The 16,071-nt window shown below is 66.6% G+C and carries 2 protein-coding genes; both read right to left on the bottom strand.

What is annotated here, in order from left to right; translation table 11 throughout:
* Positions 1–41: 41 nt before the first annotated feature.
* Entirely contained in the window at positions 42–9,602 is a 9,561-nt protein-coding gene (locus tag ACWDKQ_RS04130; protein WP_450137286.1) for a type I polyketide synthase, read from the bottom strand.
* Positions 9,599–16,051, bottom strand: coding sequence for an SDR family NAD(P)-dependent oxidoreductase (locus ACWDKQ_RS04125; protein ID WP_450137280.1), 6,453 nt, complete (start codon positions 16,049–16,051; stop codon positions 9,599–9,601). The genes ACWDKQ_RS04130 and ACWDKQ_RS04125 overlap by 4 nt, the downstream gene beginning before the upstream one ends.
* Positions 16,052–16,071: the final 20 nt, after the last annotated feature.

Genomic DNA, 16,071 nt, shown 5'->3' with positions numbered 1-16,071 from the left:
TTCCACCCGATTTCGGCGCTTGAAGTTTCCGCAGGAACTGCTCAGGACAGGTCGAGCTCATTGTCGATGAACTCGAATATCTCGTCGTGCGTCGCCGAATCGAGCGTGCTCAGGACATCGGATCCGGTCGGTACTTCAGATGCGCTGTTCCACTTCTCGTGGAGGGCTCGCAGTCGTGTCGCGATTCGGTCCCGTGCCCGCGCTTCGTCGGTGAACATCGAGAGCTGCTGCTCGATTCGATCGAGCTCGGCAAGGGCCGAGTCCACGGTTGTCTCCGTTGGGAAGAGCTCGGTGCAGAGGTGACACGACAGCGACTCGGCGTTGGGATAGTCGAAAATCGTGCTGGCGGGCAGCTGGATCCCGGTGGCGGTGTTCAGCCGGTTGCGCAACTCCACCGCCATCAAGGAGTCGAATCCGAGTTCCTGGAACGGCCGCGATGGCGCCAGGGCCGTGGCATCGTCGCGTCCCAGCACAGCCGCCGTCTCCACCCGCACCAGATCCAATACCGCATCGTCGCGTTCCTTCCGTGACAATCCGGCCAGGCGTTGCGTCAGCTCAACGGGTTTGCCTGTGCCCGCTTGTTCGCCGGTGGTTTCCAATGCGGCCCGGGCCTCGTCGATGGTGTCCAGCAGCGGGCGTCGACGTGCCGAGGTGAAGGCTGGGGCGAACCGTGCCCAATCGACATCGGCCACGACGAGGGAGGTCTCATCACGGTCCAATGCACCCTGAAGCGCCAGCAGAGCCACGCTCGGTTCCATCGACACCAGGCCCATCCGATGCAGCTGTGCGCCGGTTTCGCCGGCGGCCATGCCGTCACCGGCCCACGGTCCCCACGCAACCGCGGTCCCGACCAATCCCCTCGCCCGACGCTGCTCGGCCAACGCATCCAAGTAGGCGTTCGCAGCCGCATACGCACCCTGCCCGCCGGCTCCCCACACCCCCGACACCGAGGAGAACATCACAAACGCATCCAGCTCCGAGCCGGCCAGCAACTCGTCCAGATTCGCCGCACCACGCACCTTCGCCGACAACACCGCTGCAAAATCCGCCAAGCCCATCTCCACCACATCGCCCGCCTCGCCGACCCCGGCGGCGTGTACTACCGCAGTCAGCGGACACTCGCCGCCGATCCCTGCCAACACTCCAGCCACTGCGTCACGATCAGCCACGTCGCAGGGCACAATCGACACCCGAGCACCCAGCGTCTCCAGCTCCGCTCGCAATTCCCCAGCGGCCGGAGCCTCCGCGCCTCGACGGCTGGTCAACACCACATGCTCAGCCCCCGCACCCGCCAACCACCGAGCAACATGCGCCCCCAAACCGCCCGTACCACCCGTCACCAACACCGTCCCCCGAGGACGCCACACCGACCCGGCACCCGACGCACCGGCGCGTTCCAACCGCCGCACGAACACACCACCACGGCGAATGGCAACTTGATCCTCGCCACCATCCGCCAGCACACCCGCCAACCGCGCACCCAATCGGTCGTCCCAGTCCGATGGCAGGTCGATCAAGCCACCCCAGAGCTCCGGGTGCTCCAGTCCCGCGACACGCAGCAGCCCCCAGACCAAGGCCTGCTCCGGAGATACGCGTACATCTTCCAACGCGACGCCGCCGCGCGTCACCGCCCACAAAGGCGCCTCGACCTCGGCCTTGCGCAAGGCCCGCATCAGCTGCACAGTCAGCGCGAAACCAGTTGGCAAGCAGGAGAATTCCGCAGCAGGAGATTCATCGAGCCCCAACAGCGAAAGCACGCCACCGAGTTGACCGACATCCGTCAGCGCATTGGCCAGCCGCTGTGCGACGTCCTCGCGGTGCGGGTCCTCTTCGGACAGGCCGATCCGGATGACCTCGGCGCCACCACCGACCAGTGAACTCGTCAAAGCCGTGACCAATCCGTCATCCGCATCAGCGGGCACGACCAACAGCCAGGTACCGGAAATCTTCGGGGCCTGCACCTCCCGGGAGGAATGCCAACTGATTCGGTACCGGCAGGAATCGACGAGCGAACGGTTGCGGAGTCCGCTTCGCCAAGACGACAGCGCGGGCAATACATCACTCAAAGATGCGCATGTGTCGTCGTCCGGACCAAGATTCAGATCGGAGACCAATGCTGCCAGATCACCTTGGTCAACCGCGGTCCAGAACTGTTCCGGCACCTCGCCGACGTCTGCGCGGTCGCGTGCTGGCCGCGCACTGGACTCGATCCAGTAGTGCTGCCGTTGGAAGGCATACGTTGGCAACTCGAGCTGCCGAGCACCGGTGCCGGCGAAAAACGCCTGCCAGTCCACCTCACCACCACGGGTGTGGAGATGCGCCAGGGCTGTCATCACCGAACGGGTCTCGTCCCGCTCCCGGCGCATCAGTGGAATCGACGAAATCCGCCCGACCCGATCGGACTCGATCGCACAATCCTCAACCAGTACGGCCAGCGTTCCGTCCGGGCCGAGCTCAACAACCGTGCCTATGCCCTGCGCTGCCAAGGCCTGGACGCCGTCGGCGAAACGGACGGGTTCACGCGCCTGGCGCACCCAATACCCTGGTGTGCTCATTTCCCCAGCTCTGTCGAGCTCACCCGTCAACGTCGACACAAGCGGTGTCGTTGGCCTACCGAACTCCGCAGACTCGGCGATCTGGGCGAACTCGCCCAACATCGGGTCCATCCGGTGCGAGTGAAAAGCATGGGAGACCCGCAAGCGCCTCGTCCGGACTCGGAGCTCGGTCAGCCGGACGACAATGCCGGCCAGCACATCCCGATCGCCCGACAACACCACCGAACCGGGGGCATTGAGCGCGGCGACGCTCACGGACGCCTCCCGACCGGCCAGCAATGGCCGAACAAGGTCTTCACCAGCCGCCACCGCCAACATCGCGCCGTCAGAGGGCAGGGCTTGCATCAATCGGGCGCGCGCGGCCACCAACCGAGCCGCATCCCGCAACGACAACACTCCAGCCGCAAACGCGGCGGCCAGCTCCCCGACCGAATGCCCCATCACCACATCCGGCCGAACACCCCACGAACCCAGCAGCCCCAAGAGGCCGGCTTGCAGCGCGAACAGACCCGACTGCGCCCACAACGTCTGATCCAGCAGCTGTGCATCGGAACCGAAGACCACATCCCGAACCCGGCGGTCTTCCCCCAGATGTGCCTCCAACTCGGCGCAAGCCTCATCAAACGCAGCAGCGAAAACCGGAAACTTCGAGTAGAGCTCTCGACCCATCCCCAACCACTGACCACCCTGCCCCGAGAACACGAACCCGAACCGAGCAGAAGCACGAGTTCCGGTGATCACCCCAGACGCCTCATGACCGGCGGCCAACGCCGCCAGTCCAGCAACCAACTCACCGCGGTCCGCACCCAGCACGACAGCGCGTTCATCCAGCGCGGCTCGGCCAGAAGCAAGCGAGTAAGCCAGATCCAGCGAACGCTGCTCCGGCCGGGACTCGACCTGAGACAAGACTCGTTCGACTTGTCCCCGCAGGGAATCCGGCGTCTTTCCCGACACCAACCAGGGAATGACCGGAATATCGACAGTAGATCCGGATTCTGATTTGTCCGTCTCCGCCGTTCTATCTGGCGCATTCGTAGCTTGTTCGAGGATCACATGTGCGTTGGTGCCACTGATCCCGAACGACGAAACCCCCACCCGACGAACACGGTCAGACTCCGGCCAAGGTACCTGTTCGGTGAGGAGCCGCACCGCCCCCGCCGACCAATCGACCTCCGACGTGGGCTCATCCGCGTGCAGCGAGGCGGGCAGCTCGTCGTGCCGCATGGCCATCACCATCTTGATCACGCCGGCAACACCCGCCGCGGCCTGCGTATGACCGATGTTCGACTTGACCGACCCCAGCCACAACGGCCGATCCCGCTCCCGGGCCTGCCCATACGTTGCGATCAATGCCTGCGCCTCGATCGGATCACCCAGCCTGGTCCCGGTCCCATGTGCCTCCACCGCATCCACATCGGACGCCGAAAGACCCGCATTCGCGAGTGCCTGGTTGATCACCCGCTGCTGCGACGGACCATTCGGCGCCGCCAGTCCGTTCGAGGCGCCGTCCTGATTAACCGCTGACCCACGAACCACCGCCAACACCCGATGCCCATTCCGGTGGGCGTCCGACAACCGCTCCAGCAACAACAGGCCCGCGCCTTCGCCCCAGCCGGTGCCGTCCGCGCTCTCCGCGAACGACTTGCACCGCCCATCCGGCGCCAAACCACGCTGACGGGAGAACTCCACGAACATCTCCGGCGTCGACATCACGGTCACACCACCGGCCAACGCCAGATCACACTCACCCGAACGCAACGACTGGCACGCCAGATGCAACGCCACCAACGACGACGAACAAGCCGTATCCACCGTCACCGCGGGACCCTCGAAACCAAACGAATACGCAACCCGACCCGACAGCACACTGGCAGAGGTACCCGTCAGCAAGTAGCCCTCCGCCTCCTCGGGAAACTGCCGCACATCCGTCGCGTACCCACGGCTTCCAGCACCGATGTACGTGCCGACCCCACTGCCCTTCAGAGACAACGGATCGATTCCGGCCCGTTCGAGGGCTTCCCAGGCGATTTCGAGCACCAACCGCTGCTGCGGATCCATCGCCAACGCCTCACGTGGGCTGATGCCGAACAAGTCGGCATCGAACTCACCGGCGTCGTAGAGGAATCCCGCCATCCGCGCATACGTCGTTCCAGGCCTGGAAGCATCCGGATCGTAAAGGCCTTCCGCATCCCAGCCCCGGTCGGAGGGGAACTCGCCGATCACCTCCGTGCCGGCGGCGACCAGCCGCCACAGGTCCTCCGGCGAGTGCGCGCCACCCGGAAACCGGCAGCTCATCGCGACGATCGCGATCGGTTCGTCACCCGCAGGCGCGCTGGCAGCGGTCACCGCAGCCGACGCGACTTCACCCACCAGCTCCTCGAGCAGGTGAGCGGCCAAGGCGGCCGGATTCGGGTAGTCGAAGACGGTTGTGGTCGGCAGGCGCAACCCGGTGGCGGTGGTCAAACGATTGCGCAGGTCCACCGCCATGAGGGAGTCGAACCCGAGCGCGCGGAACGCCCGCTCGGGCTGGACTTCCTCGCGACTGCCGTGCCCGAGCACGGCTGCCACCTGGGCGCACACCAGATCCACCAGTTCATGGCGTCGTTGGGCTTCCGGCAGCTCCGCGAGATTGCGGGCGAACAGCGAGCCGCCTGGTTCTGCCGGCCCATTCGCGGGCATCGCATTTCTCGCCGCGGGCACTTCGTCCAACAACCGGGTGGCGCGAGTCGCGGTGAACGTGGGAACGAATCGGTCCCAGTCCACATCAGCGATCGACACGCACGTCTCATCCTGGTCAAGTACTTCCTGCAGAGCCAGGATGGCCGACGCCGCCGGCATCGGCCGTATCCCGCGTCGCCGCAGGTGTTCGCCCGGCGCGCCGTCGGCCATGCCGCCGCCGGCCCAACTGCCCCAGGAGATCGAGGTTGCCGGCAGACCGCGTGCTCGGCGTTGTTCGGCGAGTGCGTCCAAGAATGCGTTCGCCGCGCCATAAGCGCCCTGACCGCCCCCGCCCCAGACCCCGGCACCCGAGGAGAACAGGACGAAGGCATCGAGATCGGTGCTGTCGCACAGTTCGTCCAACACCTGAGCGCCGCGAACCTTCGCCGCGCATATTTCGGCCAGGCCGTTCTGGTCGGTCTCCGCCAGCGGCAGCAGCCGACTGGCTCCGGCGGCGTGGAAAACCGCGGTGACGTCGAACTCGGCCAGTAGTGCGGACATCTCGGCACGATCGGTCACGTCACATGCCACGATGGACACTTGCGCTCCAAGGGCCCGGAGTTCGGCTTCCAGCTCGGCGGCGCCTGGTGCTTGGTTGCCCCGTCGACCGGTGAGCACGATTCGCTCGGCTCCGCTTTCGGCCAACCACCTCGCCACCTGTGCGCCCACCGCGCCGAGTCCGCCCGTGATCAGCGCGCTACCTCGGGGGCGCCACTTACGTCCAGCGGGCTGATTCGCCGGGGCGGGTACCAGTCGCCGGGCCAGCACGCCCGACCGGCGAATCGCCAGTTGGTCTTCCGCCAAGCCGTTGGTGAGCGCTTCGCCCAGCCTTGTGAGGACGTCGCCGTCCAGCGCATCCGGCAGGTCGATCAGCCCACCCCAGCGCTCGGGGTGTTCGAGTGCGGCTACTCGCCCCAGACCCCATGCTTGCGCCTGCATCGGGCGCAGCAGCCGATCTGCGGGGCCTGCCTTGACCGCACCACGCGTGATGGTCCACAGAGGAATTCTGAGATCGGCTTCACCGAGTGCCTTGACCAGGTTCAGCAGCAAGGCAATCCCGCTCGGGACGGCCTTGCATTCGGGGTGGGGTCGCTCGTCCAACGCGGTGAGCGACAGGATTCCCTTCACCGGGTCACCGTCGGCTGCGGCGCGGAGTTCGGTTGCGAGTTCGTCACTGGTCGCCGCCGGTGGCACGTCGAGGCGCAGGGTGCTGATCCCCCGCGTGTTCAACGCATCCGTCAGCCGTTCGACCAGCGCTTCCTCGATGCCGCCCGGGGGAACGACCAGGAGCCAGGTTTCCCGTGTACTCCGGACCGGCTGCGGGGCCACCCGTACCCAGTCGACTCGGTACCGCCAACCGTCCACCAAGACCTTTTCTCGTTCCTGACGGTGCCAGACGGACAAGGCTGGAAGTGTTGCGCTCAGCGGTGCGTCGGCGTCGAGATCGAGGGCATCGGCCACGCTTTTCAGGTCTTGGCGCGCCACGGCTTGCCAGAACCAGCCCGCCGCCGGGTCCGAGAACGCACGAGCTTCCTCGGAGGCAGCTCCCTTGTCCAGCCAGTACCGCTGGCGCTGGAACGGGTAGGTCGGCAGGTCCAGCCGTCGGCCCACGCCCCCGAACGCCACGGCCCAGTCCACGGTGGCGCCACGCACGTACGCCTCGGCCAGCGAATGCAACAACCTCCGGCGGCCGCCCGAGTCACGTCGCAAGGTACCTACCGCGGCCACGGCGGTCTCCGACTCCGCACCCGTTTCCTCGACCGCCACGGTCAGCACCGGATGCGCACTCATTTCGATGAACAGGCCGAATCCCCGCTCAACCAGGCCCTGCACGGCGTGTTCGAATCGGACCGGCTGCCGGAGGTTCCGGTACCAGTACTCGCCGTCCAGCCCGGCCGGATCCACCCAGTCGCCGATCACCGTCGACCACCACGGCACCTGGCCGTCCCGGTGTCGCACCCCGGCGGCGGCCGCCAGCACTGGGCTCCGAACCACCTCCACGTGCGCTGAATGCGAGGCGTAGTCGACGGGGATACGGCGTGCACGCATGTCCTTGTCAGCGCACTCTGCCAGCAGTTTCTCCACCGCTTCCAGATCGCCGGACACCACGACCGATCGCGGGCCGTTGATCGCCGCAACTTCCAGACGGCCGCCCGATCCCGCGAACAACGCCGCGACCTCATCCGCAGAGCAGGCCAGCGACGCCATGCCACCTTGCCCCGAAAGTGCCTTCAACGCTCTGCTGCGCAATGTGACAAGCCTGGCCGCATCCTCCAGTGGCAGCACCCCGGCTGCGCAGGCCGCGGCGATTTCGCCTTGACTGTGGCCGACGACGGCCGCCGGCCGCACCCCGTAGGAACGCCACACCTCGGCGAGGCACACCATCACCGCGAAGGACGCCGGTTGGAGCACGTCCACCCGGTCCAGCGGTGGGGAGTTCTCCGCTCCGCGCAGCACGTCGACCAACGACCAGTCCACGTACCGCCGCAGAGCGGTGGCGCACTCGTCCATGTGGCGCGCGAACGTCGGCGAAGCGTCCAGCAGGTCGACTGCCATACCGGCCCACTGCCAACCCTGACCCGGGAAGACGAAGACGACCTCGCCGTCCAGGACGCTCCCCTCAACGACATCGACTGCTGGTTCACCGCTGGCAACAACGCCAAGCCCGGAACGCAATGTCGCGCTGTCCCGACCAAGCACCACCGCTCGGTGCTCCCAAGCCGTGCGCGTGGCGGCCAGTGAGAAACCGACATCGACGGGGTCGGGATCGGTCTGCTCGCACACCTCGCGCAGCCGTTCGGCCTGGGCCCGCAGCGCCGTCGACGACCGCCCGGACAACGCCCAAGGCACGATCCCAGGTGCTGGAGACAGCGCTGCGTCCTCGTTCTCGGTCACGGCGAGCGGGTCATGTTCGAGGATGACGTGTGCGTTGGTACCGCTTACCCCGAACGACGACACGCCAACCCGGCGCGTACCCGTCCCTGGCCAGCGGATGTTCTCGGTCAGGAGTCGGACCGCACCAGCCGACCAGTCCACGTGCGAATTCGGCTCGTCCACGTGCAACGTGCGCGGCAGCTCCCCGTGCCGCATCGCCATAACCATCTTGATCACACCAGCAACGCCCGCAGCCGCCTGCGTATGACCGATGTTGGACTTGACCGACCCCAACCACAACGGCCGATACCGGTCCCGATCCTGTCCATAGGTGGCTATCAGAGCCTGCGCCTCGATCGGATCACCAAGCCGCGTACCCGTCCCATGCGCGTCCACAGCGTCCACATCGGACGCCGACAGGCCCGCACTCGTGAGCGCCTGCTGAATGACCCGCTCCTGGGCCAGCCCGTTCGGGGCCGTCAATCCGTTCGACGCACCGTCCTGATTCACCGCACTACCACGAACAACCGCCAGTACCCGATGCCCGTTGCGCCTGGCGTCTGACAGCCGCTCCAGCAACACCAAACCGGCGCCCTCACCCCAACCGGTTCCATCCGCAGCCGCCGCGAACGACTTACACCGCCCATCCGGTGCGAGACCACGCTGACGGGAGAACTCCACGAACCTCTCCGGCGTCGACATCACCGTCACTCCACCGGCCAGCGCCAGATCACACTCGCCCTGCCGCAACGACTGACACGCCAAATGCAGCGCCACCAACGACGACGAGCACGCCGTATCCACCGTCACCGCTGGGCCCTCGAACCCGAACGAATACGCAACCCGACCAGAGGCGACGCTTCCCGCATTGCCGGTTCCGAGATAGCCTTCGACACTTTCTCCTGCCCGGTGGGCGCCGGTGTCATAACCCTCGTACATCAATCCCGCGAACACCCCGGTGCGGCTCCCCCGCAAGGACCTCGGGTCCATCCCAGCGGATTCGACGGTCTCCCAGGAGATTTCCAGCAGCAGCCGCTGCTGCGGGTCCATAGCGAGCGCCTCACGCGGGCTGATGTCGAAGAATCCCGCGTCGAACTCGCCGGCCTCGTGGAGGAAGCCGCCGTGCCGGGTGTAGCAGGTTCCGGGCTGATCCGGGTCGGGATCGTAGAGCTCGTCGAGGTGCCAACCACGATCAGCGGGGAATTCACCGATGGCGTCGCCACCGGAGGCGACCAGTTTCCACAGTCCTTCCGGGTCCTGGACCCCACCCGGGTACCGGCAGCCCATCGCCACGATCGCGATGGGTTCCCGCTCTCCCGACTCCGCCGCGTGCAGCCGCTCGCGCGCCTGGTGCAGATCCACGAGCGCACGCCGCAAGTACTCCCGGAGCTTCTCTTCATTCGACATGTGGCGTTTCCCTCCAGGAAGTTGCGAAGGCTCCGGCTGAGGCATCAGGGAAGTTCGAGATCGTTGTCGAGGAGTTGGAAAAGCTCGTCGTCCGTGGCCGATCTGAGCCGGTCCGGCACGGAGCCGCCGCCGGTTCCGCCGGACACGTCCGCCAGGCTCTGCAAGATCGCCTGTAGCCGGGTGGTGATCTGCGCCCGCGTGGCCTCATCCCTGGCCAGCGTGGGCAGGTTCGCCGCCCACCTGTCGAGTTCCTCGAACGTCCCGGCCAGGCGGTCTGCGGACAGCGCGGTGACGAGGTGTGCGGCGAGCGCATCCGGCGTCGGGTAGTTGAACACCAGGGTGGCGGGCAGTCGCAGCCCCGTCGCCCCGTTGATCCGGTTGCGCAACTCGACCACGGTCAACGAGTCGAAGCCCAGCACCTTGAACGTGCCGTCCGCAGTGATCTCCTGAGGACCGGCGAATCCGAGCACTGCCGCCACATGCGTGCGGACGAGGTCCAGCAGAATCCGATGTTGTTCTGCATCCGGCAAGCGTCCCAACCGTTTCCGGAAGCTCTCGGCATCATCCGCAGTCGCCGCCGTGTTGACGCGATGCGGCCCGACCAAGCCTTGCAGGACGGAGAACTTGAGCGCGTTCCCGTTGGACGAGCGGCTGAATCGAACCGGCGCCACCACGGAATGCGCGCCGCCGCACGCGGCGTCGAACTGGGACAGGCCCTCCTCGGTCGAGATCGGCAGCAGCCCAGATCGCGCCAATCGATCCTGCTCGGCTTCGCGCAAGATGCTGGCCATGCCATGTTCCGCCCAGGGCCCCCAGGCCAACGATCTCGTCGGTAGGCCGCGCGACTGCCTTTGCTGCGCCAATGCGTCGAGGAAGGAGTTGGCCGCCGCGTAGTTACCCTGCCCGCCGCTGCCGAGCACGCCCGACACCGACGAGAACAACACGAGGGCCACGTCCGGGTCCATCAGCTCGAGCAGATTCCGCGCGCCATCAACCTTCGGGCGCAGAACCTGGTTCAGCCGCTCCGCGGTGAGCGATTCGGACACTCCGTCGTCGAGAACACCAGCCGCGTGCACCACGGCGGTCAACGGATGCTCGTCCGGGATTACGGAAAGCACCTTCGCCAAGGCCTCACGGTCGGCGACATCGCAAGCCTGCACGGAAACCTCGGCACCGTAAGCCGTCAGTTGCGCCACGAGCTCAGCAGCGCCACTGGCTGCGGGACCGCGCCTGCTGACGAGGACCAGGTTTCGCACCCCTCGCTCGATCACGAGGTGCCGGGCGACCTCTGCGCCAAGTGCTCCCGTTCCGCCGGTGACCAGAACCGTACCGGCGGCGTCCCACACCGGAGGCATGGTGAGCACCAGCTTTCCCACATGCCGCGCTTGGCTCAGGTGCCGTAGCGCCTCAGGCGCCTGCCGAACGTCCCAAGCCGTGACAGGCAGGGGCTCCAGCACGCGTCCCTCGAACAGCTCCACCAGCTCGTAAAGCATCTCGCCGATTCGCTGCGGGCCAGCCTCTACCGTATCGAAAGCCTGGTAGGACACGCCCGGATGCGCATCGGCGACCTCGACGGGGTCACGAACATCCGTCTTTCCCATCTCCAGGAAACGGCCACCGCGCGGCAGCATTCGCAGGGACGCATCGGCGAACTCCCCGGCGAGGGAGTTGAGCACGACGTCGACGCCGCGTCCGCCGGTTGCCCCGAGGAACTGCTGCTCGAAATCGCACGTCCGCGACGACGCGAGGTGTTCTCGGCTCAGCTCCACGGCTTGCCACTTGTCCTCGCTAGCGGTGGCGTACACCTCTGCACCGAGGTGCCTGGCGAGTTGGATCGCGGCCATGCCCACCCCACCGGCGGCCGAATGAACCAGCAACGACTCCCCTGGTCTCAACCCGGCGAGATCAACCAGCGCGTAGTAGGCGGTGAGAAAGACGATCGGCACCGATGCGGCCTGCGCGAAGCTCCAACCAGCGGGAATCCTCGTCACCATGCGATGGTCGGCGACCGCGAGCGGCCCGAACGCCTTCGGGATCATCCCCATCACGCGGTCGCCGGGTGCCAGGCCGGTGACGCCGGGGCCGGTCTCCACCACGACCCCGGCGCCCTCACTGCCCAGCGATGCCGCACCGGGATACATGCCGAGCGCGATGAGCGCATCCCGGAAGTTCACCCCGGCAGCGCGCATCGCAATCCTGACCTGCCCGTCACCCAGCGGTGCCGTGGCCGTCGGTTCCTCTAGCAATGCCAACCCATCCAGGCTTCCCGGGCTCGTGGACTCCAATCGCCACCCGGTGTTGTCCGGCACGGGCAGGACGTCATCGCTGCCCAGTCCAGCCAGTCTGGGCGCATGCGCGCCGCCACGTCGCAACGCGAGCTGAGGCTCGCCGCAGGCCAGCACCCCCGGCAGCGCGGGGAGGAGTTGCGCGGGCTCAGGCACATCGACGAGGACGAAGCGATCAGGGTGTTCGGTCTGCGTCGACCGCAGCAGTCCCCACAGCGCGGCCTGCGCCAGATCGGTCACTGGTTCGCCCGGCTCCACGGCCACTGCTCCCTGTGTCACCAGGAGCAATCGGGATTCGTTGAGTCGCTGATCGGCAAGCCAGCCTTGTACCAGGTCGAGTGCATGCCGAGTCGTCTCCCGGACATCCGCTGTTCGTCCACCGCCGGGGGGCGTGGGTGCGATGACGACGCCGGGTGGTTCGGCACCGGCATCCAACGCAGCCGTCAACGACCGGAGGTCCGGATACACCTGTATGTCAGCGGACACTTCCGAGGTGCCGAGAAGCACGCAGGACGGTGGCTGAGCGGATGTCGGGAGCTGAACCGTTGGCCAGCTCAACCGGTACAACCGAGCTCGGTGGGCCTGCGGGCGCGCACCGGTCCGCCGGGCCGCAGCCGACCGCAACACGAGTCGGTCCACCGAGATCACCGGTCGACCGGTGCCATCACAAACCAGCAGGGACTTGGCATCGTCACCAGCCGGGACCACGCGGACTCGCAAAGCCGACGCGGCCTTGGCGTGCAGGGACACGCCTTCCCACTGGAACGGCAACCGTGCGTCATCCATGTCTCGGACAGCCGTTGCGTGCAGAGCCGCGTCCAGCAGTGCCGGATGCACCCCGAAACCAAAATCCTCCGTTCCTGGTAGCGCGGCTTCGGCGTACACCTCGTCCCCTTGCTGCCAGGCCGCCTTGAGCCCTTGGAAGATCGGGCCGTACTCCAGGCCATGCTCTGCGAGGTCCCGATAGAATTCGTCGAGGTCGACCGGCAGCGCGCCAGGAGCCGGCCAGTCGGCCAGGTCTCCGGCCGCCTCGCCGCGGCCTGGCGCCAACCGGCCCGTGGCGTGCCGCGTCCAGTCATGCTCCGCCGCCCCTTCGGGGCGAGAGTAGAGCACCATCGGCCTGCGTCCGGAATTCTCGGGCGCGCCCACTCGCAGCTGAACCTGGATCGCCTCGCGCTCCGGCAGGACCAGCGGTGCTTCCAGGGTGAGTTCTTCCACCCGTTCACAACCAAGACGTTCCCCCGCGTGCAAGGCGATCTCCAGCAACGCGGTGCCCGGAACGATCACTTCACCCAGCACCCGGTGTTCGGCCAGCCACGGATGCGTCCGCACCGAAATCCTGCCGGTCAGCAACACCTCATCACCACCCGCGACCGGCACCACAGCACCCAACAGCGGATGCTCCGCCCCGGCCAGACCGGCACCTGTCACATCACCGGAATCCGATGGCAGCAGCCAGTACCGCTGTCGTTGGAAGGTGTAGGTGGGTAGCTCGATTTGCTTCGCCCCCGTACCGGCGAAGAACGACCGCCAGTCCACCGCACCGCCACGTACGTGGACGTGCGCCAGGGCCGTCATCACCTTCTGCGCCTCGTCCTGGTTCCTGCGCATCGCCGGGACCGCGCTCAGCCGTCCGGCGTGGTCGGATGCGGCTACACATTCCTGGATCAGCGCCGACAGCGCCCCGTCCGGACCGAGCTCGACAACGGTGGCCACATCGTGCTTGACGAGTGCCTGGACACCGTCGGCGAAGCGGACGGGCTCTCGCACCTGACGCACCCAGTAGTCGGGGCCGCTCATCCTGCCAGTGTCATCGAGGTGTCCGGTCAGGGTCGACACGATCGGCTGTTCGCAACGCCGGTAGTCCACGGTTCGTGCGATTTCGGCGAACTCCGCCAGCATCGGATCCATCCGATACGAATGAAACGCATGCGACACCCGCAACCACCTCGACCGGAGCCCTTGCCCGTCCAGCCGACCGGCAAGCTCATCGAGCACATCCCGATCACCGGAGAGCACCACCGACTCCGCAGCGTTGACCGCGGCGATCCCGACACGATCACCGTGATCGCCCAACAACGGCCGCAGCCGCTGCTCACCAGCAGGCACCGCCAGCATGCCACCGCCAGACGGCAACGCCTGCATCAACCGGGCACGACCCGCCACCAACCGAGCCGCACCCGACAACGACACCACACCCGCCGCGAACGCCGCCGCCAACTCGCCCACCGAATGCCCCAACACCACACTCGGCCGAACCCCCCACGAGTCCAGCAACTTCAGCAAGCCCACCTGCAACGCGAACAAACCCGACTGCGCCCACAACGTCCGATCCAGCAACTGCGCATCCGAACCGGACACCACCTCCCGAACCCCGATTTCCTGGCCCAGCTGTGCATCCAGCTCGGCACAGGCTTCGTCAAAGGCAGCAGCGAACACCGGAAATGCCCGGTAAAGCCCCCGGCCCATCCCCAACCACTGACCACCCTGACCGGAAAACACAAACCCGATGCGGCCCCCAGTCCCCACAGATCCGGTCACCACGCCAGAAGCCTCATGACCGGCAGACAGCGCTTTCACACCGCACAACAACGTTTCGCGGTCCGGCCCCAGCACCACCGCTCGCTCATCCAGCGCCGAACGTGTCATCGCCAGCGAGTACCCAATATCCAGCAACGAGACGTCAGATCGCTGGTCCAGATAGGTCATCAATGCCGTTGCCTGGGCGGATAGTGCTTCGGGTGTTTTGCCCGACACCATCCACGGCACCACCGGAACATCCACGACAGAGCCCGAACCCGGCCCCGCTGGCTGACTCGGCGCTCCCGTGGGCTGTTCGAGGATGACGTGCGCGTTGGTACCGCTGATCCCGAACGACGACACCCCCACCCGACGAACACGACCGCTCTCGGGCCAGGGCGTGTTCTCCGTAAGGAGTTGAACCGTCCCCGCCGACCAATCCACCTCCGGCGACGGCGCATCCACGTGCAACGTCGCGGGTAGCTGCCCGTGCCGCATCGCCATCACCATCTTGATCACACCAGCCACGCCCGCCGCCGCTTGCGTATGACCGATGTTCGACTTGACCGACCCCAACCACAACGGCCGGCCAGGATCACGATCACGGCCATACGTATCGATCAGAGCCTGCGCCTCGATCGGATCACCAAGCCGCGTGCCCGTCCCATGCGCCTCCACAGCATCCACATCGGACACCGACAACCCCGCACTCGCCAACGCCTGGGTGATCACCCGCTGCTGCGACGAACCACTCGGCGCGGTCAAACCATTCGACGCGCCGTCCTGGTTCACCGCGCTACCGCGAATCACCGCCAGCACCTCATGCCCATTCCGCCGGGCATCCGACAACCGCTCCAGCAACAACAGTCCGGCACCCTCGGACCAGCCGGTGCCATCCGCGGCCTCCGCGAACGACTTGCACCGCCCGTCGGGCGCGAGACCCCGTTGGCGGGAGAACTCCAGGAACACCTTCGGCGTCGACATCACCGTGACGCCACCGGCAAGGGCGAGTTCGCACTCACCGGCCCGCAGTGCTTGACCCGCCAGGTGTAACGCCACCAACGACGACGAACACGCCGTATCCACCGTCACTGCCGGACCCTCGAACCCGAACGAATACGCAACCCGACCCGAAAGAACCGCTGCCGCACCGCCCGTCAGCACATGACCTGCCACCGCAGGCGGCGGCGTCCGCAACCACGACGCGTAGTCCTGGCCATTGGTGCCGACGAACACGCCAACGCGGGAACCGCGTGTCGACCGCTGCTCCAGCCCAGCCCTCTCGAAGAGCTCCCACGCGACTTCCAGCAGCAACCTCTGCTGCGGATCCATCGCCAGCGCCTCACGCGGCGAAATCCCGAAGAAACCCGCGTCGAACTCCGACACGCCCTGAAGAAAACCGCCCGCGCAGGCATACGACGTGCCAGGACGATCGGAGTCCGGATCGAACACGCCTTCCAGGTCCCAACCGCGATCCCCCGGAACTTCGGAGATCGCGTCCACACCGCCGGCAGCCAGCTGCCACAGGTCCTCCGGCGAGGAGACCTGACCGGGATAACGACAACTCATCGCCACGATCGCGATGGGATCGTCCTTCTCCGCAGTGAACCGATCCCTGCCGCGCCGGAGACGTTCGTTCTCCTTGAGCGATGCTCGCAGTGCCTCGACAACTTCTTCGTAACTGGTGGTCACCGTCATCTCCCAGGTCGGCG

This window comes from Saccharopolyspora sp. NPDC000995, from assembly GCF_053599315.1.
Note: the sequence above shows the minus strand (reverse complement) of the source record. Positions and strands in the feature narration are given on the sequence as shown.